The organism is Embleya sp. NPDC056575 (assembly GCF_042793325.1).
In the GTDB taxonomy this organism is placed as follows: Bacteria; Actinomycetota; Actinomycetes; order Streptomycetales; family Streptomycetaceae; genus Embleya.
On record NZ_JBHTVA010000030.1, the window covers coordinates 113361 to 133167 of the forward strand.

Genomic DNA, 19807 nt, shown 5'->3' on the forward strand with positions numbered 1-19807 from the left:
GTTTCGAACATGCGCATCGGAGAACTGGCTGAGCGCGCGGGGACCAGCACGCGGGCCCTGCGCTACTACGAGCAACGCGGCCTGCTGTCGGCCCGCCGGACCAGCAGCGGCTATCGCGACTACGACGAGGACGACGCCCGACAGGTGCGCGAGATCCGCGCGCTCCTGGGCATCGGCTTCGATCTGGAGGAGACCCGGCCGTTCGTGGAGTGCCTGCGCGCCGGGCACGACGCGGGCGACGAGTGCCCGGCGTCGCTGGCGGTATATCGCCGCAAACTGGCCGAACTCGACGCGTGCATCGACCGCATGCAGGCGATCCGGGCGCACCTGGCCGGCCAACTCGAACAGACCGAGCGGGCGCACGCGGGCGGCGGCTCCGCCGAGCGGGCGCCCGGGCCGGCCACGCCGGCGCTCGCCGCCGCCGCGACGCTGCCCGAGGCGCCGGAGCCCCGCTGCGCGCTGACCTCGGGGTCGGCCGCCGCGCCCGCGGTACCCGCTGCGTCCATCACGTCCACCGCGCCCCTCGAGGAGTCCCGATGAGTGCCCACGTCCCCGATGTCCATGACGCCGATTTCGACACCGCCGTGCTGCGCGCCGAGCGGCCGACCCTGGTCGAGTTCACCGCCGACTGGTGCCCGCCGTGCCGCCAGATGGCGCCGGTGCTCGAACAGATCGCGGTCGAGCGGCCGAACCTGGGCGTGGTCAAGCTCGACGTCGACCGCAATCCGGCCACCGCGGCCCGCTACGGCGTGTTGTCCATGCCGACGTTCCTGCTCTTTCGCGACGGGGAGCCGGTGAAGCAGTTCGTCGGGGCCCGCCCCAAGCGCTGGATCCTGGCCGAACTCGCCGACGTGATCGACGCCGGGCCCGCCCGCGCCCGGTAGATTCCGAGGATGGCCGGCGCCCCCAGGATCACCTTGACCACCGACTACGGCCTCGCCGACGCTTTCGTGGCCGCGTGCCATGGGGTGATCGCCGGCATCGCGCCGGCCGTACCGGTGGTGGACGTGACCCACCAGGTGCCGCCCGGCGACATCCGGCGCGGCGCGCTGGTGCTGGCCCGGACGGTGCCGTGGTTCCCGGTGGGCAGCGTGCACGTCGCGGTGGTCGACCCCGGTGTGGGCACCGCCCGACGGGCGATCGTGCTGCGGGCGGGTGGGCACCTGCTGGTCGGGCCGGACAACGGGCTGCTGATGTGGGCCGCGCGCGAACTCGGCGGGCCGGCGGAGATCCGCGAGATCGCCAACCCCGCGCTCACCCTGGCCCGGGTCTCGCGGACCTTCCACGGCCGGGACGTGTTCGCGCCCGTCGCCGCCCACCTCGCGGCGGGCACCCCGTTCGCCGAGGTCGGGCCGGCCGTGACCGACCCGACCGCACCGGCCGAGCCCGTGCCGGGCGAGGTGTTGACCGTGGACCACTTCGGCAATGTGCAACTCGCGCACTCGCCGGCCGAGTTCGCCGGCGCCGACACGCTGCGGATCGAGGTCGGCGGGCGCGCGCTCACGATTCCCCTGCGCGGCACCTTCGGCGAGGTGGCGGCGGGGGAACTCGTCGCGTACGCGGACTCCGCCGGCTTCCTGGCGATCTCGCTCAACCGGGGCGACGCGGCGACCCTGCTCGGGGTCCGCGCCGGCGACCGGATCGAGGTCCGTCCCGGGTGAGGACCGCCTACTTCAGGGAGGGCTGCTGGTTCTCGAACCAGACCTGGTCCAGGGCCGCCTTGCAGCTCTCCCCGGCGGCACAGGTGAGCGCGACGTCGTTCGAACCCTCGTTGAGCTGCACCATGTTCCAGGTGCCGGTGACGGTGTTGGTGCCGTAGTTCTTGAGCTTGGCCTTGTTCGTCGTGTCCTTGCCGTTGACCAGGATCGACAGGTTCTGCTGCTCGGAGGTCGTGTTGAGGAACTTCACCGCCAGGTAGTAGGTGCCCTTCTTCGGCACCTCCACCTTCCAGGTGATCGTCGACCCGGGGGCGGACATGTCGATCAGGCCCTTGCCCGAGGACGACGCCACGCCGGCCACCGCGACCGCGCCGCCGGAGGGCGAGGCGTCCTCCGCCTCCACCATCGCGAACTTGCCGCCGGGCGCGGTGGTCGGAGCCGTGGACGGCGACGCGGTCTGCGACGGGCCCGCGGTGGTCTGCGTACCGGCGCTCGTGGCGGGCGCCTTCGCCTTGTCGTCCTTGCCGTTGTCGCGGGTCAGCAGCAGGCCGGCGACCACGCCGATCACCACCAGGACCGCCACCGCCACGCCGATCATCACGCCGCGGCCACCACCGCCGCCCCCGCCGCCCCCGTGCGATTGCCGGGTCTGTTGCGGGGGTTGCGCCCCGCCCTGCTCGTGCTGGGCCGGGATCGCCGCCTGCGGCTGGGTATGCGCGGGCGGCTGGGCGTAATTCATCTGCCCGACCTGCACATATTGCGGCATCATCCGATTGGCGGAAGAACCGTACGCACCGGTCGTCCCTGTCCCGTCGCCCGCTTCCTCACCCGGCGCCGGCCGATAGAGGTACCCGTACGGGTCTTCAGGTTCACCGTTGGTACCCGCCGTCATCGGGTAGTCCTCCCTGCGTGCGCCAGGCCGAGCTTTGTCAATACCAGGCATCACACTAACGGGCGACGGGTGCGACAAGTGGTGTTGTCCGCGTGACGGGACTGTCACGAAAACGCCCTACTGAGGCGTACGGCAGCCGGCCGGCCCGGGAACACGCCCAAGCCACCGAACCCGCAAAACCCACGCATCAGGTGACCGAATTCACCCGGGGCAACCAAAATCGCAAGCAAAAAGCCGCTCCGGCACCACACCCGGGGCGCGAGGCCGAACCCACCCCACCGATGCCTTCGAACCCGCGGCCCGCGCGCGACCGGCGCCGCCCCTAACCGGCCCTGCGCTGCGCCCGATCGCGCCGACGCTTGTTCGCGTACATGTGCTCATCCGCGATCCGCAACAAATCCTCGGGCTCGGCCGCCTCCTCCGCCCAGCCGATCCCGAAGCTGGCCCCCTCCAACGGCACCGCCAACCCCTCGGCCGGAATCGGCACGGAGAGCGCACGGCGCAACCGCACCGCCATCTCCTCCGCCTCCTCCCGTCCGATCCCATCGGCCAGCACCACGAACTCGTCGCCGCCGAGCCGGGCCACCGTGTCCCCCTCGCGCACCGCGGCCGTCAACCGCTCGGCGACCGCCTTGAGCACCACGTCGCCGATGTGGTGGCCGAAGTTGTCGTTGATGTGCTTGAACCCGTCCAGGTCGCAGAACAGCAGCGCGACGCCGCGACGTTCGGCCGCGGGCGGCTCGTCGACGACCACCACCGCGCCCTCGGGCATGCTCAGGATCGCGCCGGTGGGCACGGCCCACTCGTCCGCGTACGGCTCGTGCACGTCGCCGCCCGGACCGGCCGCCGGGAGCCCGGCCTTGAGGCCGAACCGGGCGGCGAGCCGGGCCCGCAGCTCGCGCCCGTTCGGCAGCCCGGTGAGCGGATCGTGGCTCGCCTCGTGCACCAGCGCCTGCTCACGCTGCTTGCGGTCCTCGATGTCCTCCACGTGGGTCAGCCCGAACCGCAGATCGCCGAGCCCGTCGGCGACCTGGGAGGTGCGCAGCGAAACCCACCGGTACGTTCCGTCGCTGCGGGCCAGCCGCAGCTCGGTACAGCCCGCCACCGGCACCGTCCCGCCCAGGTGCCCGCCGAGCAGCGGCCGATCCTCCGGGTGCGCCAACGCGCCCAGCCCGAGCCGCTTGAGCACCGGCGCCGGGTAGCCCAGCATCCGGCACAGCGCGTCGTTGGCGCGCAGCAGCTGGCCCTGCTCGTGGCCGCGCACACCGGTCATCACCATGCCGCTGGGCGCGTACTCGAAGGCCTGCCGGAAACTCTCCTCGCTGGCCCGCAACGCGAGCTGCTCGCGCTCCAGGCGGGCCACCGCGCGCTGCATGTCGCTACGTAGACGCGCGTTGTCCACCGCGATCGCCGCCTGTGCGGCGAACATGCCCAGCACCTCGCGCCGCCACGGGGCGGGCCGCAGGCCGTCCACCGGCAGGTCCACCGACAACACGCCGACCAGGTCGCCCTCGGGCGTGTGCAGCGGCGCGAGCAGCGCGTCGCGCGGATGCCACGCCTCGGGGTGGTCGGGAATCGGCAGGTCGGGTATCCAGCTCGGGATGTCGCCCACGTCGGCCTGCCCCGAGCGGTGCCCGAGGAAGCGCAGCGGCCCCCAGGGCTCGGCGGCGGCCAGGATGCGGTCCCAGCCCTCGCGCGAGCCGATCTGGCCGGCCATCGCCTTGCGCAACTCGTCGTTGCCGGCCACCGCGGCGACCTCCAGATCGGCGTCGGCGCGAACGAGATTGACCGCTGCCACGCCGAACCCCAGGCCCGAGACCACGCCGTCGACGACGGCCTGCAGGGTGTCCTTGAGGTCACGCGTGGCGTTGAGGTCGGCGACGACGCGGTTCAAAAGGCGCAAAGTCGCCAACCGGACGTGGGTCTCCGTCTCGGCTGTCATGGGTCTCCCCCAGGGGTCGACGCCGGTGTCTTCTGAACAGATATCGTCCGTTTACCAGAGAAACTGAATCACAGCGGGCTTCGCGTTGGCGACGTTCCGTCATCGATCAGACTGTCACTGTGAGCCACCTCACGCTTCATACCGTATCGAGTCGAACCGCCGAGCCGCCCCGGAATCGCACCCTCCGCCGGCATCCAAGGCGCATCGTACGAGGTCGGCGCCCATTTACGGGAAATAACCCCAGGGTTCGCCGGATATACCTGACGACCAATCAGAAACCAATCGCAAACCGATCGGGCGCTCGGGTGTGCGTCAGCACATTGATGCACAGCACATCCGGGCGCGGTCCGACGCCGCATACCCTTGACCCGTGTCCCCGCCACTTCCCCCTCCCGTCGATCCGGCCGACTTCAAGGCCGCGATGTCCCGATTCGCCGCCGGCGTGGTGCTGATCACCGCGATCGAGGGCGACCCCGACGACGGCGGGCCCGTGGACGACGTGGGCATGACCGCGACCGCGTTCATGTCGGTCTCCCTGGAACCCCCGCTGGTGCTGATCAGCCTGCGCCGCGAGGCGCGAATGCGCGACGTGCTGGACGAACAACCGCTGTGGGCGGTGTCCCTGCTCTCGCAGAGCCAGCGCCACGTCGCCGGCCGCTTCGCGATTCCCGGCCGGATCAGCGACCGGCTGATGTTCGCCGACATCCCGCACCGCCGCGGCCCGGTGTCCGGCGCGGCCCTGGTCGGCGGCGCGCTGGCGACCCTGGAGTGCCGCACCGACCAGGTCGTCGAGGCGGGCGATCACATCCTGTACGTCGGCGAGGTGCTGCGCGTGGACCTGCCCAGCCCCGAGGGCCTGCCCCTGACGCACTTCCGGGGCCGCTACCGAAGCCTGGGCTGACCGCGTCGCTACGCGTCCGGCCGCGGCCCGGGGCGCATCAGCCCGTCGGCCGTCACCGAGGCGACCGGTCGGCCGGCCCGGGTGAACACCCGGATCCGCCCGTGCATGCGCCCGTCGCCCGCGTACTCGCTCGCGCAGCGCAGCAGCAGCCACTCGTGCGCCGAGAACGGCTCGTGGAAGGTGATGTTCTGGGACAGCGCCACCGACATCGACCGCCCGCCGCGCCGCTCCAGTTCGGCGCGCGAGTACGGCCGCAGCGCGACCGGGCCCAGGAATCCCTCGGTGGACCAGGCCAGGATCGCCCGGGCCGTGGTGGCGGTGTCCGGGACCGACGTACAGCGCGTCCACAGGTCCAGGCGCGGCGGTCCCACCGCGTCCGGCGCCAACGCCGCCGCACCGCCGGCCGTACGCACCTCCCACGGCAACATCGGCACAGACACCTCGGCGCACTCCTGCGGCCCGACCACCCCGGCCGGCAACGCGTCGGCGTGCCGCACCAGTTCGGGGCCGGCCACGCCCAGCGTCACGAACGCCCGGTAGTGCTCGGCGGCGCCCTGCCGAAAACCCACCTGGAGCATCGCCGCCGACCGCCCCTCGTGCAGCCGCTCGACCCGTACGTCCACCGGCGCGGTCGGATCCCCGGCCCGGGGAAAGACCCCCTGGAGGGTCTGCACCGCCATGTGGGGGACCACCCGCTCTGCGGCCACCACCGTCTGCGCGAGCACCTGCGCGCCGAGCGTGCGCGGGATCGGGGTCACCAGGTTGCGCGCCCGGAACCGGGTGAGCGCCGCGTCCGGGGCGGCGGCGTCCTCCGGATCCGCCGCGAGCCGGTCCAGGTCCAGCACATCCACCAGGTCGGCCGCCGCGATCGTCGGCCATGTCGCCACTCCACCGGTCATCCGCGCATGATCGCAGTCCGCGGCCGGATCTGATAGACCGTCAGCTGGGGCGAACGATCACCGCCTCGCGCCCCTCCCGGTGAACTTGACCACCAGCGAGACCAGGAACGCCGCGACCGCGATGCTGATGATCCAGCGAAGCCAGTCGATCCCCTTGGTCTCCTCGACGCCCAGCCCGGCGGCGATGCCGTAGCCGATCAGCGTGCCCACGATGCCGACCCCCATCGTGGCCAGGAAGCCGATCTTCTGTTTGCCCGGCAAGAACAGTCGGCCCAGCGCGCCGATGATGATGCCCGCGATGATCAGACCTACGAACGTCATGGGATTCCTCCAGCCGGCCGGCAGTCGTACAAAGTACGACGACCCGGACTTTTCCGGGCAGGTGTCTCCTGTTCCCCACGTTCCCCGCGCGTTAACGCGAACGGACCCACGTCACAAAGCTCTAAGGTGGTTGCGTCCGCCGGGTGGCCACGGTGCAAAATGGTCCGGTACACGCCCCGATAGCTCAGTTGGCCAGAGCACGCGCCTTGTAAGCGCGGGGTCGTCGGTTCGAACCCGACTCGGGGCTCCCAGGGGCCGTCATCCGCGCGATCGCCGGATGGCGGCCCGCTTTCGTCGGCCCGCAGGGCGCGGCGGGGTGGGGGCGGCCGGGGCCTGCTCGCCGGGGGACGGCGGGGCTCGGCGGCGAGGAGGCTCAGCGGCGGCGGTCCGGCGCCGGACCGGTCGAGCCGCGGACCACCAGTTCGGGGCGGTAGATCAACTCGGTACGCGGTGCCCGCCCGCCGCCGATCTCGTCGAGCAGCGCGCGCACCGCCGCCGCGCCCATCGCCTGCACCGCCTGGCGCACCGTGGTCAGCGGCGGATCGGTGAAGGCCACCAGCGGCGAGTCGTCGTAGCCCACCACCGAGACGTCCTGCGGCACCCGCAACCCCCGCTCGCGCGCGGCCCGTACCGCGCCGAGCGCCATCAGGTCGCTGCCGCACACGACCGCGGTCGCCCCCCGGTCGAGGAGCGCGCCCGCCGCCGCCTGGCCGCCCTCCACCGAGAACAACGAGCGCTCGATCCAACCGTCGGCCTCCGGCACCCCGAACCGCTCGGCGAGCCCGCGCCGAAACCCCGCGATCTTGCGCGCGGTGGGCACATACCGCTCGGGCCCGACCGCGAGCCCGATCGCGGTGTGCCGCAGCGAGGCCAGGTGTCCTATCGCCAACTCCACCGCGACCGCCTCGTCGCTGGAGATGAACGGCGCGTCCACACCCGGGGCGAAACCGTTGACGAACACCATCGGCAGGCCGCGCTCGACCAGCCGCAGGTAGCGCGACATGTCCGCGCCCGAGTCCGAGTGCAGGCTGGAGACGAAGACGATCCCCGACACCCCGCGCTCCAGGAGCAGTTCGGTGTAGTCGTCCTCGGTGACCCCGCCCGGGGTCTGCGTGCACAACACCGGGGTGTAGCCGTGATGGGCCAGCGCCCGCTCGATGACCTGCGCGAACGCCGGGAAGATCGGGTTGTCCAACTCCGGGAGCAGCAGCCCCACCAGGCCCGCGCTGCGCCGGCGCAGCCGGGCGGGCCGCTCGTATCCGAGCACGTCGAGAGCGGTCAGGACGGCCCGCCGAGTGTCGTCCGCAACCCCGGGTTTGCTGTTCAGAACCCGACTCACGGTCGCCTCGCTGACCCCTGCCTGCGTTGCGATGTCCGCCAGCCGAGCCTTCATACGCAGAGCCTAGTGACACTTTCAGCAGGATTTCGCAGGGCTTTGCGGGTCCCGCAAAACATTTCGGGCGAAGCCGACTGCTGACAGATCACGTGCGCCCGGGTACGGTGAAGCGCAGTCCGTCCTCGAATGGACTAGACCACTGTCCGCCGTCACGGACAGGCACCGCACGGGTACTTCACCCTCCACTCGGATCGTCCGGCACGTTCCTGCCGGTGGAAGGACACATCACCATGGCCACGGTCAGCTACAAGCAGGCGACCTGTACCTACAAGGGCGCCGAGCGCCCGTCCGTCAACGCGCTCGACCTGGAGATCGCGGACGGCGAGTTCCTGGTCCTGGTCGGCCCCTCCGGTTGCGGCAAGTCCACCTCCCTGCGCATGCTCGCGGGTCTCGAGGAGGTCACCGGGGGCTCGATCCACATCGGCGACCGCGAGGTCACCAACCTGGAGCCCAAGGACCGCGACATCGCGATGGTGTTCCAGAACTACGCGCTCTACCCGCACATGACGGTCGCCGAGAACATGGGCTTCGCGCTGAAGATCGCGGGCGTCGACAAGAAGCAGATCCGGGCCAAGGTCGAAGAGGCCGCGAAGATCCTCGACCTCACCGAATACCTGGACCGCAAGCCGAAGGCCCTCTCGGGCGGTCAGCGCCAGCGTGTCGCGATGGGCCGCGCGATCGTCCGCGAGCCCCAGGTCTTCCTGATGGACGAGCCGCTGTCCAACCTCGACGCCAAGCTCCGCGTCCAGACCCGCACCCAGATCGCCGGCCTCCAGCGCCGCCTGGGCATCACCACCGTCTACGTCACGCACGACCAGGTCGAGGCGATGACCATGGGCGACCGCGTCGCGGTGCTCAAGGACGGCCTGCTCCAGCAGGTGGACACCCCGCGCAACATGTACGACCGCCCGGCCAACGTGTTCGTGGCCGGCTTCATCGGCTCGCCCGCGATGAACCTGATCGAGGTCGACCTCGCCGAGGACGGCATCCGCTTCGGCGACGCGGTCGTCCCGGTCTCGCGCGAGGCCCGCGAGGCGGCGGTGGCCGAGGGCACGGGCAAGGTGACGCTGGGCGTGCGCCCCGAGCACCTGAAGATCAACTCGGCCGAGGGCCTGAGCAAGGAGGGCAAGGGCCTCGCGGTCTCCGTCGACGTGGTCGAGGAACTCGGCTCCGACGCCTTCGTCTACGGCTCGGTCACCCTCGACGGCGAGGACAAGCCCCTGGTGGTCCGCGTCCCGGGCCGCAGCGTCCCGGAGAAGGGCTCGGTCCTGCACGTGGTCCCGACGGTCGGCGAGACCCACCTGTTCTCCACGAAGAGCGGCGAGCGCCTGCACGACTGACCGGCCCGACACTGGCCGGCGGCGCCCGACGGCGCCGCCGGCGAGTGTCGTCCCGGACCGGGAGGCCGTCAGGGGTGAGACTCGGTCCATGGAGCGTATGACCGAGACCGAGTGGCGGGGCTTTTTGTTGGCGGGGCCGCCGCGCACCGGGAAACTTGCCACCGTACGTCCCGACGGTCGGCCGCACGTGGCGCCGGTCTGGTTCGACCTGGACGATCGCGGCGACACGGTGGAGCTGGTGTTCACCACGTTCGCGTCCTCGGTCAAGGGGCGCAACCTCGCCAACGATCCGCGCGTGAGCCTGTGCGTGGACGACGAACGGCCGCCGTACGCCTACGTGGTGATCGAGGGCGAGGCCCGACTTTCGCTCGACCCGGTCGACCTGCGCGTGTGGCCGAGCCGGATCGCCGCCCGCTACATGGGCGCCGACAAGGTGGTCGAGCGTGAGCCCGTGGAGGGCGAGCAGGTGGTGCACGTACACATCCACCACGTGGTGGCGGATCGGAACATCACGGGCTGAGCCGACCTTTCGCCCGTTCATTCCGCGGGACCCTGCACCTCGCCACGCCTGGCAACCCCCGCAGACCTGGCACACCTGGCACACCTGGCACACCCCGCACACCACAGGACCCGCACATGTCGTGCGGGTCCTGTGGGTGGGGCCGGGCTCCGATGCCGGGGGTCAGCCCAGCAGGCCGCCCAGGGGCTTGGTGCCGCCGCCGCCGGATTTCTGAGTACCGCCGGAGCCGCCGGGGTTCGAACCGGCCGAGCGGGGGGAGCCGGACGCGGTCGGGGCCGGGGCCGAGGTCGGCTTCCTGTCGGTGGCATCGGCCGGGGCCGACTTGGCCGCGCCGGTGGAGGCGCTCGGCTGCGGGGTGGTCGCCGCACGCGGGGTGGCCTGCGCGGCGGTGCTCTCCTTGACCGGACCGCCCGCCGCCGGGGATTCGACCACCGGCGGACGGGGTTGACCGGCCACCGCACCGGCCGCCGGCTGCTCGGCGGCGGGGGCGACCGGGGCCGAGGATCCGGCGGGCCGACCCGGCTCGCCGACCCGGCCGGTGTCCGACTCGTCGGGGTGCCGGTGGCCGCCGCCGAGCAGCGAGCCCGCGAGCAGCGTCGCGCCGACGCCCGCGAACGCCAGCATCGAGCCGTAGCCGAGCTTGCGCCGCCGGGCCCGGACGGGGGTGACGATCGGACCACGCCAGGTCCGCAGCGACAACCACGCGTCCGCCGAGTACATCGGCGCGCCCGCGAGCGCCAGCGGGCTGAACGCGGCCAGGAAGACCAGGTAGGGCGCGTGGTACGGCGAGGATCCGGTACCCACCGCGATCAGCACGCCCAGGGAGAGCAACATCCCGAGCAGCCCGGCCAGCCGGGTCCACAACCCGAGCACCACCGCGAAGCCGACCACCACCTGGCCGAAGGCGAACAACAGCCCCGCCCCGATCGCGTGATCGGCGGCCAGGTCCATCACCGACGGCGACAGACTCCCGTCCCGCAGCACGCCGATGCGATGCCCGAACGAATCGCTCGACCCCGGGTCCAGGAAGCCGGGCGCATAGAGCTTGCGCAGCCCCTCGACCAGGAACGCCCCGCCGAGGAACAGCCGCAACGGCAACAACACGGTGCCGGCCTGCACACTCCCCCGGCGCGCGTGCGTGGGCGCCGCGGCGGTCCCGTCCCGCTCCCGCACACCCGCCCCCGGACCGCGCCGGGCAGGCGGCACCCGCCGCCGGGGCCCGTCGTCACGAATCACCGGGAGCGGTGTGGTCGCGTCGTCATTCGCCCGGTCACGCGGTCCGGGCACAGGTTTGGGGGCGGTGCCGATCCGGGGGCCGGCGATCACCACCCGCAGGGTCTTCGTGGGGGTGGCGACCGCCGCCGGATCGCCGGGGTCACGCACCGCCGCGGGCGAGGGCAACAGCCCGACAGCACCGCCGAAGCTGCCTTCCGATCTGGTGTCCACGCACCACTAACCGCCCAAGGTCCCCCAAGGATGCGGCCCACCACGTATTACCCCATGCAACCCACAAACCCCCAAACCTCCCGCTACACTCCGCCCCGCAGCCCGCCACATGCAACGACGAGGCGAAAGCTCACTGGTCCACCCCGAGCGGTCAGGCCACCCCCGCCGCACGCCGCCCCCGCGGCAACGCTCGACCGGACACGGGGTTACCCCGAGCCGGTGCCGGGCCACCGAAAGCCGACCTGACAGCGGCGAAGTGGATGAGGGACCAGGTCGAGTCCACCGGGGAGCCTTCCCGAGTGGGCCAGGCGTTCTCGGCACGCGTTGCACCTCTGGTCGCGGGTGGCCGGTGCGGGGCCGATCCGAGTCGGTGGTGGGCCACCGCCGGCGTGCGGGACTCCGAGACCCCGGCTTTTGGGCGAGACGGGTGCGTTGCTTGGCGAAAACCGGCCGGCAGCGGCGGGCAGGGAGGGTGCTCGGGTCGAGTCCGCCGAGGTGCCTCCCCGAGTGGGCCGGGTGCTTCCGGCGCGCGTTGCGCTGTTGGTTGCGGGTAGCCGGTGCGGGGCCGGTCAGAGTCGATGGTGGGCCGCCGCCGGCGTGCGGGGCTCCGAGACCCGAAGCTCCCAACGAGACGGGCGCGTTGCTCACCGAAAACCGGCCAGCAGCGGGGAGCAGGGAGGGCGCTCGGGTCTAGCCCACCGGCGAGCCTTCCCGAGTGGGCCGGGTGCTTCCGGCGAGCGTTGCACCCCGGTTGCGGGTGACCGGTGCGGCGCCGATCCGAGTCGATGGTGGGCCGCCGCCGGCGTGCGGGGCTCCAAGACCCGGGGCTTTTGGCGAGACTGGCGCATTGCTCGGCGGAAAACCGGCTGGCAGCGGCAGGGAGGGAGAGCGCTCGGGTCGAGTCCGCCGAGGTGCCTCCCCGAGTGGGCCGGGTGCTTCCGGCGAGCGTTGCACCCCGGTTGCGGGTGACCGGTGCGGCGCCGGTCCGAGTCGATGGTGGGCCGCCGCCAGCGTGCGGGGCTCCAAGACCCGAAGCTCCCAACGAGACGGGCGCGTTGCTCGGCGGAAAACCGGCTGGCAGCGGGGAGCGGGAGGGTGGTCGGGTCGGGTTCTCCGGCGAGCCTTCCCGAGTGGGCCGGCAGGGCATTTCGAAGTGTTGCGGGTGTGTGGGGGCGAGAGTTCACGAAACCGGACGGCGTGAGGTGCCGTGGACTCAGCGTGAGAGAAAACCGCAGGTCAGCGCGCGGCGGGCGCGTCTGCAGTGCCTCGGGATCCGGTTTCGACTCCCACTGGGCACCTTCGGTCTCCTCGCCGGCCTCTGCGAGGTCGCAGCGCGCGAAACCGACCCCAACCGGGCAGTTTCGGTCTCCTTACCGGCGTCGAGGAGGCCGGAGCGCACGAAACCGGCACTCGACGCCCGACCTTCCGTCCCAACCACGCAAAACCGCAGGTCACCGAAGCCCGAAGCCCACAAGCACCCATCGCGATCCGGTTTCGAACCCCAACTCCCCTCCAAACGCCCTCGAAGCAGCCCGACCCACCCGAGAAAGCCCTCTGAAGAACCCGACCCGACCACCCTCCCGCTCCCCCGTTGCCAGCCGGTTTTCGGTGAGCAACACACCCATCTCGCCGGAAACTTCCCGTCTCGGAGCCCCGCACGCCGGCGGCGGCTCACCACAGACTCGGACCGGCCTCGCACCGGCTACCCGCAACCAACAGCACAACGCCCGCCGGAAGCACCCGACCCACTTGGGAAGGCTGCCCGGACGACTGAACCCGACCGCCGCCCTGCTCCCCGCTGCTGGCCGGTTTTCGGTGAGCAACACGCCAGCCTCGCCAAAAGCCCCGGGTCTTGGAGCCCCGCACGCCGGCGGCGGCCCACCACCGACTCTGACCGGCCCCGCACCGGCTACCCGCAACCGGGGGCGCAACGCCCGCCGGAAGCACCCGACCCACTTGGGAAGGCTGCCCGGAGGACTGAACTCGACCGCCTCCCTGCTCCCCGCTGCCAGCCGGGTTTTCCGCCGAGCAACACACCCGTCTCGCCGGAAACTTCCCGTCTCGGAGCCCCGCACGCCGGCGGCGGCCCACCATCGACTCGGACCAGCCCCGCACCAGCCACCCGCAACCAACAGCGCAACGCTCGCCGGAAGCACCCGACCCACTCGGAAGGCTCCCCGGCGGACTCGACCCGACCCGTCTCCCTCCCTGCCGCTGCCGGCCGGGTTTCGGTGAGCAACGCGCCGGCCTCGCCAAAAGCCCCGAGTCTCGGAGCCCCGCACGCCGGCGGCGGCCCACCACCGACTCGGACCGGCCTCGCACCGGCTACCCGCAACCCAAGACGCAACGCCCGCCGGAAGCACCCGGCCCACTCGGGAAGGCACCTCGGCGGACTCGACCCGAGCGCCCTCCCTGCCCGCCGCTGCTGGTCGGTTTTCGGTGAGCAACGCACCCGTCTCGTTGGAAACTTCCCATCTCGGAGCCCCGCACGCCGGCGGCGGCCCACCACCGACTCGGACCAACCCCGCACCAGCCACCCGCAACCAACAGCGCAACGCGCGCCGCAAGCAACCAACCCACTCGGGAAGGCCGCCCGGCGGACTCGACCCGAGCGCCCTCCCTCCCCGCCGCTGCCGGCCGGGTTTCGGTGAGCAACGCGCCCGCCTCGCCAAAAGCCCCGGGTCTCGCAGCCCCGCGCGCCGGCGGCGGCCGCGCGCCGGTGGCGGCCCGCGCGCCGAGTCGGGCCGGCGCCGCGCCGGATCCCCGCAGCCGCAACCGCGACGTGCGCCGAGACGCCCGGGGCGTCGGGGGAAGCCCCCTGCGAACCCGGTCCGGCTGACCCGGCCGCCCCCGAGCGCCCGGTCGGTGTCTTTCCTGCGCCTACTTCGCGCCGCGCCGGCGGGCCACCTCGTACAGCACGATGCTTGCCGCGACCCCCGCGTTCAGGGACTCGTTGCCGCCGGCCATCGGGATTCGGACCGTGATGTCGCACGTTTCCTGCACCAAGCGGCCCAGGCCCTTGCCCTCGGAGCCGACGACCACCACCAGGGGTTCCGTGGCCGCGGCCAGTTCGTCGAGGGTGATGTCGCCGTCGGCGGCCAGGCCGACCACCGTCAGGCCGGCCTTCTTGTAGGCCTCGAGGGCTCGGGTGAGGTTGGCCGCTCGGGCCACCGGCATGCGGGAGGCCGCGCCTGCCGAGGACTTCCAGGCGCCGGCGGTCATCCCGGCGGCGCGGCGCTCGGGGACGACCACGCCGTGGCCGCCGAAGGCCGCCGCGGAGCGGATCACCGCGCCGAGGTTGCGCGGGTCGGTGACGCTGTCGAGCGCGACGACGAGGGGCGTTTCGGCGCGGTCGTGCGCCTCCACCACGAGGTCGTCCGGGTGGGCGTACTCGTACGGCGGCATCTGGAGCACCAGGCCCTGGTGGATCGCGCCGTCGGTCATCCGGTCCAGCTCGGGGCGCGGGATCTCCATCAGCGGGATGCCCCGCGTGTTGGCGATCTTCATCGCCTCGCGCACCCGGTCGTCGCTGTCGATGTACTGCGCGATGAACAGCGACGTGGCCGGCGCGTCGGCGCGCAGCACCTCGAGCACCGAGTTGCGGCCCGCCACCAGCTCGGACGCGCTCTTCCCGCCCCGACCGGGACGCCCGCCCGCGGGACGCCGGGTCGCGGGCGCGGCGGCCTTGCGCTTGGCCGCGGCGTTGGCGGCGCGCTGCTTCGCGTGCCCCTTGCGCATCTCCGCGGGCGGCGTCGGCCCCTTGCCCTTCAGCGCCCGGCGGCTGTGCCCACCAGTACCGACCGAGGGCCCCTTCTTGCTTCCCTCGTTGCGCTTGTTACGGCGCTCCGTGTTGCCGGCCATGACGGGTACATCCCTTCGATTGCTTCATGTTGCGATCCCCGGTCGCCCGAGGGGCAACCGCTCCAGCCGTTACAACCGTACGGCCGGTCCGCCACCTCGTGGCGTTCCGGCCGTACGGCGCGTTCTCGTCGAGCCCTCCCGGGCCCGAGGGCGACTCAGTCCCGGTGCAGCGTCCACCGGGGGCCGTGCGGCGTGTCCTCCACCACGATCCCGGCCGCCGTGAGGCTGTCCCGGACCGCGTCGGCGGCCGCGTAGTCCTTGCGCGCCCGGGCCGCCTCGCGCTGCCCGAGGGCGAGCTTGACGAGGTGGTCGACCACCCCGCGCAACTCGTCGGAGCGACCGGCGGAGGCGCCCGCCGTCCACTGCTCCGACAGCGGGTCCATGCCGAGCACGCCCAGCATCGCCCGCACATCGGCCGCGTGCCGTACGACCGCGTCCTTGTCGCCCGCCGCCAGCGCGGTGTTGCCGTCGCGCACGGTGTTGTGCACGACCGCCATCGCCTGCGGCACACCCAGGTCGTCGTCCATCGCCGCGGCGAAAACCGCCGGCACGTCGGCCGTCGGTTCGATCGCCCCGGTCTGTTCGCCGGCCCGCTCCAGGAAGCCCTCGATCCGCCCGAAGGAGACCTCGGCCTCGCGCAGTGCCTCCTCGCTGTACTCGATCATCGACCGGTAGTGCGGGGTGGCCAGGTAGTAGCGCAGGACCAGCGGCGACCAGCGCTTGAGCATCTCGGAGACGAGCACCGAGTTGCCGAGCGACTTGCTCATCTTCTCACCGCTGAGCGTGACCCAGGCGTTGTGCATCCAGTAGGCGGCGAACGCGTCGCCCGCCGCCTTGGACTGGGCGATCTCGTTCTCGTGGTGCGGGAACACCAGATCCAGCCCGCCGCCGTGGATGTCGAACGCCGCGCCCAGGTACTTGTGCGCCATCGCGGAGCACTCCAGGTGCCACCCCGGACGACCGTGTCCCCACGGCGTCTCCCACGACGGCTCGCCGGGCTTGGCCGCCTTCCACAGCGCGAAGTCGCGCCGGTCCCGCTTGCCCGCCGCGCCCGTGCCCGCGTCCTCCGCCTCGCGCATCGCGTCGGGCTTTTGGCCGGACAGCGCGCCGTAGGCCGGGAACGAGGAGACGTCGAAGTACACGTCGCCGCCGGACGGATAGGCGTGCCCCGTGGCGATCAGCCGCTCCATCATCGCGACCATCTCGGGGATGTGCCCGGTCGCCCGGGGCTCCACGGTCGACGGCAGGCAGCCGAGCGCGGTGTACGCGTCGGCGAAGGCCCGCTCGTTGGTCTGCGCGACCTGCCAGTAGGGCACACCCTCCGTGCAGGACTTGGCGATGATCTTGTCGTCGATGTCGGTGACGTTGCGGCAGAACACGACGTCGTTGCCGCGGTGGGCGAACCACCGGCGCAGCACGTCGAAGTTCAGCCCCGATCGGATGTGCCCGATGTGCGGAGGTGCCTGCACGGTGGCACCACACAAGTAGATCGAGACCTGTCCCTCGACAAGCGGCACGAAGTCCCGGACCGTGCGGGTGCTGGTGTCGTACAGGCGCATGCTCACACGCGCAAGCTTAGAGCGTCGGGACGGCGCGGCGTGCGCCGTTATCCCTCGGTTCCCGGCCCGAGCGGCACCACGAGCGCGGTGGCGATCGCGGCCACTCCCTCGGCCCGCCCGGTCAGCCCCAGACCGTCGGTGGTGGTCCCGGACACCGACACCGGCGCGCCGGCCGCGGCCGACAGCACGGCCTCCGCCTCGGCCCGCCGCCGCCCGACCTTCGGCCGAACCCCGATCACCTGCACCGCGATGTTGCCGATCTCGAATCCGGCCGCGCGCACCAGTCGCGCCGCCTCGGTCAGCAGGGTCGCCCCCGAGGCCCCGGACCACTGCGGCCGCGAGGTGCCGAAGTGTGCGCCCAGATCGCCGATGCCCGCCGCCGAGAACAACGCGTCGCACGCGGCGTGCGCGACCACGTCGGCGTCGGAGTGCCCGGCCAACCCGGTCTCCCCGGGCCAGAACAGCCCGGCCACCCACAACTCGCGCCCCGCCTCGAAGGCGTGGACGTCCACCCCGATCCCGGTACGGGGCAGCACCACCCGAGCCGCGTGCTCACCGGACAACGTCGATCTCCGTACTCTCCGCGTCGCCACTCTCCCCGTCACCGGCACCCGCCCGTACCGTCTCCGCCACCTCGGCACGGCGCTCCAAAAGCGCGCGGGCGAGCAGCAGGTCGAACGGTCGGGTCACCTTGAACGCCTCTTCGGAACCGGGCACCACCACGACCGTGCCGCCGGTGCGCTCGACCATCCCGGCGTCGTCGGTCGCGCCCTCCGCGCCGAACCCGTCGGCCTCGGCGTGCGCGCGCGCCAATACCGCCCGTCGAAAGCCCTGGGGGGTCTGCACGGCGCGCAACAACGATCGATCGACCGTGCGCACCACGGTCTCCGCGCCGTTCGCCGCGGCGACCTCCTTGACCGTGTCGACCACGGGCAACGCGGGCACCACCGCGTCGGCCCCGTCGGCGACGGCGGCGATCACCGCCTCGACCACGTGGGCCGGCACGAACGGACGCGCGGCATCGTGCACGAGCACGATGTCGTGATCGGCCGGCACCGCCGCGAGGGCGAGCCGCACCGATTCCTGGCGTGTCGCACCGCCTGCGACCACCCACACGGGTGATTCCGCAGGCAATCGAGCACGCAAAAGATCCCGGACACCGGCGACACCGTCCGGCGGTGCGGCGACCACGACCGCGGTTACCCCGCGGGCGGCCAACAGCGACCGGACGGCGTGCACCAGCATCGGGATGTCCCCAAGCTCACGCAACGCCTTGGGCGCACCGGGACCGAGCCGTTCACCACGCCCTGCAGCGGGCACAAGGACCGCAGTGTTCAACGAAGTCCCCTCAAACCACCCGGGCGCCGACGCCACATGGCGCCGACACCGCACCGGCGGATCCGTCCGTCATCGACGGGCGGATCCTACGGCTCAGGAAGCCAGGACCTCGTCGAGGATGGCCTCGGCCTTGTCCTCGTTCGTGTTCTCGGCGAGCGCCAACTCGCTCACCAAGATCTGCCGAGCCTTCGCCAGCATGCGCTTTTCGCCTGCCGACAGGCCGCGGTCACGCTCGCGGCGCCATAGATCGCGCACGACCTCCGCGACCTTGATAACGTCACCGGAGGCGAGCTTTTCCAGGTTCGCCTTGTAACGTCGTGACCAGTTCGTCGGTTCCTCGGTGTGCGGAGCACGCAGTACCTCGAAGACGCGGTCGAGCCCTTCCTGGCCCACCACGTCTCGAACACCGACGAATTCCGCGTTGTCCGCGGGCACGCGGACGGTCAAATCACCCTGGGCGACCTTCAACACCAAATAGGTCTTGTCCACACCCTTGATCGTGCGCTGCTCGATCGCCTCGATCAGCGCGGCCCCGTGATGGGGGTAGACCACGGTGTCGCCAACCTTGAACGTCATGTGACAGGTACCCCTTCCGTGGCTTTCTAGGGTAACACGGGACACGCCCCTACTGAATGACGTTTCCGCAGGTCAGGGCCTTAGTCGGGGCTTGACAAGCAGCCTGTGGGCGTGCTGGGACAGGGAACCCCACACCCGTAGGTCTCGAACAAATAGGACAAACAACTCGTCTTGAGGGTGCGTCGGCCGCTCTCGCGCGACCCGGATATCCCACCCGCATCACCGGAGTCGCACCATCCCGGCGGCCTTTCGCCGACTCCGCCCCGGCGAAGGCACCGCTCGGCGCGGTGAGCCGCGTACAAGTCGTCCTCCCGGCCTGAGTACGCTGTCCCCGGTCATCGTGACCGGTCCAGGATCCGAGATCTTCAAGGAGATGCCGCCGCCGTGAGCCGCAGCCTTCGACGCGGCGCCCTCGCCGCCACCGTCGCCGTCGTCCTTCCCCTGGCCGCGGGCTGCGCCAGTGGCAAGGAAGCCGAGACCAGCAAGGTCCAACCCGACACGGTCAGTACCACGTTCGGTTCGCTCAAGATCCAGAACGTCCAGCTGGTGACGAGCGACCCGGGCAAGAACCTGGTCTCGCTCGGTGGCGCGCTCTTCAACGAGGGCACCGCGCCCGAGACGGTCACCAGGGTGACGGTGGACGGCGCGGGACAGTCCCTCGGCGGCCCGCTGACCATCCCGGCGGGCGGCGCCGCGTACCTGATCGACCGTCCTCAGGGAATGGCCGCCGACGACCCGCAGGGGCGCGTCTACCTCGGTCCGCTGGTCTTCCCGAACGCCGCCAAGGTCGAGGCCGGTTCGTTCCGCCGGGTGACGTTCGCGTTCGGCACCGCCGGCGAGACCACGCTGGACGTCTCGGTGCACTCCCCGTCGAGCTACTTCGCGCAGCTGAAGCCGACCCCCGCCTTCACCCCGCCGCCGCCCGCGCCGCCGACCGCCTCGGCGCCGGCCACCGCGCCGGCGAACACCGCGCCCGCCACCGCCAACACGGGCGGCGCCACGGCCCCGGCGAGCGGCAACGGCGCCTCCGGTACCCCGCGCAACAGCGCGTCGGCCCCGGCCGGCGGCTGACGCCGTACCCGCGCCGCGGGACAGAAGACACATACGACGGCGCCCGCGCCGCCTCCCGGACGGCATCGCGGACCGCGCCGCGAACCC

The 19807-nt window shown here is 72.0% G+C and carries 18 protein-coding genes and 1 tRNA gene; 8 read left to right on the forward strand and 11 right to left on the reverse strand.

The annotated features are described in order from the left end of the window. Positions 1-9: 9 nt before the first annotated feature. From ACFRCG_RS24240 to ACFRCG_RS24250, 3 genes are read left to right on the forward strand one after another with little or no spacing between them, the layout of a single operon-like run. Complete coding sequence (locus ACFRCG_RS24240; protein WP_380034630.1) at positions 10-540, forward strand: MerR family transcriptional regulator; 531 nt, start codon at positions 10-12, stop codon at positions 538-540. Further along, positions 537-884, forward strand: a complete 348-nt coding sequence (locus ACFRCG_RS24245) for a thioredoxin family protein (RefSeq protein WP_380034632.1) — start codon at positions 537-539, stop codon at positions 882-884. The genes ACFRCG_RS24240 and ACFRCG_RS24245 overlap by 4 nt, the downstream gene beginning before the upstream one ends. Before the next feature lie 9 nt (positions 885-893). Further along, complete coding sequence (locus ACFRCG_RS24250) at positions 894-1661, forward strand: S-adenosyl-l-methionine hydroxide adenosyltransferase family protein (protein WP_380034634.1); 768 nt, start codon at positions 894-896, stop codon at positions 1659-1661. A gap of 7 nt (positions 1662-1668) precedes the next feature. Here the strand turns inward: ACFRCG_RS24250 and ACFRCG_RS24255 are convergent, their stop codons facing one another. Together ACFRCG_RS24255 and ACFRCG_RS24260 are read right to left on the reverse strand one after the other, a co-directional pair. After that, positions 1669-2397 (reverse strand): hypothetical protein, encoded by a 729-nt coding sequence (locus ACFRCG_RS24255; protein ID WP_380034636.1) that lies wholly within the window; start codon positions 2395-2397, stop codon positions 1669-1671. Positions 2398-2872: 475 nt separating this feature from the next. Continuing rightward, positions 2873-4492 carry a diguanylate cyclase domain-containing protein gene (locus ACFRCG_RS24260; protein WP_380008906.1) on the reverse strand — a complete coding sequence of 540 codons (1620 nt, stop codon included), beginning with the start codon at positions 4490-4492 and terminating at the stop codon, positions 2873-2875. A 421-nt stretch (positions 4493-4913) separates the two neighbouring features. On the opposite strand from ACFRCG_RS24260, the gene ACFRCG_RS24265 reads away from it, so the two are divergent. Further along, positions 4914-5393, forward strand: coding sequence for a flavin reductase family protein (locus ACFRCG_RS24265; RefSeq protein ID WP_380034658.1), 480 nt, complete (start codon positions 4914-4916; stop codon positions 5391-5393). Between the two features lie 8 nt (positions 5394-5401). Here the strand turns inward: ACFRCG_RS24265 and ACFRCG_RS24270 are convergent, their stop codons facing one another. Further along, a complete protein-coding gene (locus ACFRCG_RS24270; RefSeq protein ID WP_380034638.1) occupies positions 5402-6292 on the reverse strand; it encodes an acyl-CoA thioesterase in 891 nt (296 codons plus the stop codon). A 57-nt stretch (positions 6293-6349) separates the two neighbouring features. Further along, on the reverse strand, positions 6350-6613 hold the full coding sequence (locus ACFRCG_RS24275) for a GlsB/YeaQ/YmgE family stress response membrane protein (protein WP_380034640.1): 264 nt from the start codon (positions 6611-6613) through the stop codon (positions 6350-6352). A gap of 173 nt (positions 6614-6786) precedes the next feature. Here ACFRCG_RS24275 and ACFRCG_RS24280 point away from each other — a divergent pair. Further along, positions 6787-6860 (forward strand) — tRNA-Thr (locus ACFRCG_RS24280). Positions 6861-6986: 126 nt separating this feature from the next. Here ACFRCG_RS24280 and ACFRCG_RS24285 read toward each other — a convergent pair. Continuing rightward, the gene (locus ACFRCG_RS24285; protein ID WP_380034642.1) at positions 6987-8006 is read right to left on the reverse strand and encodes a LacI family DNA-binding transcriptional regulator; all 1020 of its coding nucleotides are present in this window, start codon (positions 8004-8006) and stop codon (positions 6987-6989) included. Between the two features lie 233 nt (positions 8007-8239). Between ACFRCG_RS24285 and ACFRCG_RS24290 the strand changes: the two genes are divergently transcribed. Further along, positions 8240-9349 carry an ABC transporter ATP-binding protein gene (locus ACFRCG_RS24290; RefSeq protein ID WP_380034660.1) on the forward strand — a complete coding sequence of 370 codons (1110 nt, stop codon included), beginning with the start codon at positions 8240-8242 and terminating at the stop codon, positions 9347-9349. Positions 9350-9437: 88 nt separating this feature from the next. Then, complete coding sequence (locus ACFRCG_RS24295; protein ID WP_380034644.1) at positions 9438-9869, forward strand: PPOX class F420-dependent oxidoreductase; 432 nt, start codon at positions 9438-9440, stop codon at positions 9867-9869. A 162-nt stretch (positions 9870-10031) separates the two neighbouring features. Here ACFRCG_RS24295 and ACFRCG_RS24300 read toward each other — a convergent pair whose 3' ends face one another. The 6 genes from ACFRCG_RS24300 to ACFRCG_RS24325 form a co-directional block, all read right to left on the reverse strand. Further along, positions 10032-11315 (reverse strand): TQO small subunit DoxD, encoded by a 1284-nt coding sequence (locus ACFRCG_RS24300; protein WP_380034646.1) that lies wholly within the window; start codon positions 11313-11315, stop codon positions 10032-10034. Between the two features lie 2880 nt (positions 11316-14195). Continuing rightward, positions 14196-15176 carry a 23S rRNA (guanosine(2251)-2'-O)-methyltransferase RlmB gene (gene rlmB / locus ACFRCG_RS24305; RefSeq protein ID WP_380034648.1) on the reverse strand — a complete coding sequence of 327 codons (981 nt, stop codon included), beginning with the start codon at positions 15174-15176 and terminating at the stop codon, positions 14196-14198. Positions 15177-15331: 155 nt separating this feature from the next. Next, positions 15332-16741, reverse strand: a complete 1410-nt coding sequence (cysS, locus tag ACFRCG_RS24310) for a cysteine--tRNA ligase (RefSeq protein ID WP_380034650.1) — start codon at positions 16739-16741, stop codon at positions 15332-15334. Between the two features lie 41 nt (positions 16742-16782). Then, positions 16783-17298: a 2-C-methyl-D-erythritol 2,4-cyclodiphosphate synthase gene (ispF, locus tag ACFRCG_RS24315; protein ID WP_380034652.1), complete on the reverse strand. Its 516-nt coding sequence runs from the start codon at positions 17296-17298 to the stop codon at positions 16783-16785. Next, entirely contained in the window at positions 17288-18109 is an 822-nt protein-coding gene (gene ispD, locus ACFRCG_RS24320) for a 2-C-methyl-D-erythritol 4-phosphate cytidylyltransferase (protein WP_380034654.1), read from the reverse strand. The genes ispF and ispD overlap by 11 nt, the downstream gene beginning before the upstream one ends. Before the next feature lie 57 nt (positions 18110-18166). Further along, positions 18167-18649 (reverse strand): CarD family transcriptional regulator, encoded by a 483-nt coding sequence (locus ACFRCG_RS24325; RefSeq protein WP_020552233.1) that lies wholly within the window; start codon positions 18647-18649, stop codon positions 18167-18169. 384 nt (positions 18650-19033) lie between these two features. Here ACFRCG_RS24325 and ACFRCG_RS24330 point away from each other — a divergent pair, with 384 nt between their 5' ends. Beyond that, positions 19034-19720, forward strand: coding sequence for a hypothetical protein (locus ACFRCG_RS24330; RefSeq protein WP_380034656.1), 687 nt, complete (start codon positions 19034-19036; stop codon positions 19718-19720). Positions 19721-19807: the final 87 nt, after the last annotated feature.

Excerpts from the sequence above, each read along its gene's own strand:
- ACFRCG_RS24240 (WP_380034630.1), top strand. The coding sequence starts at position 10 with ATGCGCATCGGAGAACTGGCTGAGCGCGCGGGGACCAGCACGCGGGCC.
- ACFRCG_RS24245 (WP_380034632.1), top strand. The coding sequence starts at position 537 with ATGAGTGCCCACGTCCCCGATGTCCATGACGCCGATTTCGACACCGCC.
- ACFRCG_RS24250 (WP_380034634.1), top strand. The coding sequence starts at position 894 with ATGGCCGGCGCCCCCAGGATCACCTTGACCACCGACTACGGCCTCGCC.
- ACFRCG_RS24255 (WP_380034636.1), bottom strand. The coding sequence starts at position 2,397 with ATGAATTACGCCCAGCCGCCCGCGCATACCCAGCCGCAGGCGGCGATC.
- ACFRCG_RS24260 (WP_380008906.1), bottom strand. The coding sequence starts at position 4,492 with ATGACAGCCGAGACGGAGACCCACGTCCGGTTGGCGACTTTGCGCCTT.
- ACFRCG_RS24265 (WP_380034658.1), top strand. The coding sequence starts at position 4,914 with ATGTCCCGATTCGCCGCCGGCGTGGTGCTGATCACCGCGATCGAGGGC.
- ACFRCG_RS24270 (WP_380034638.1), bottom strand. The coding sequence starts at position 6,292 with ATGACCGGTGGAGTGGCGACATGGCCGACGATCGCGGCGGCCGACCTG.
- ACFRCG_RS24275 (WP_380034640.1), bottom strand. The coding sequence starts at position 6,613 with ATGACGTTCGTAGGTCTGATCATCGCGGGCATCATCATCGGCGCGCTG.
- ACFRCG_RS24285 (WP_380034642.1), bottom strand. The coding sequence starts at position 8,006 with ATGAAGGCTCGGCTGGCGGACATCGCAACGCAGGCAGGGGTCAGCGAG.
- ACFRCG_RS24290 (WP_380034660.1), top strand. The coding sequence starts at position 8,240 with ATGGCCACGGTCAGCTACAAGCAGGCGACCTGTACCTACAAGGGCGCC.
- ACFRCG_RS24295 (WP_380034644.1), top strand. The coding sequence starts at position 9,438 with ATGGAGCGTATGACCGAGACCGAGTGGCGGGGCTTTTTGTTGGCGGGG.
- rlmB (WP_380034648.1), bottom strand. The coding sequence starts at position 15,176 with ATGGCCGGCAACACGGAGCGCCGTAACAAGCGCAACGAGGGAAGCAAG.
- ACFRCG_RS24325 (WP_020552233.1), bottom strand. The coding sequence starts at position 18,649 with ATGACGTTCAAGGTTGGCGACACCGTGGTCTACCCCCATCACGGGGCC.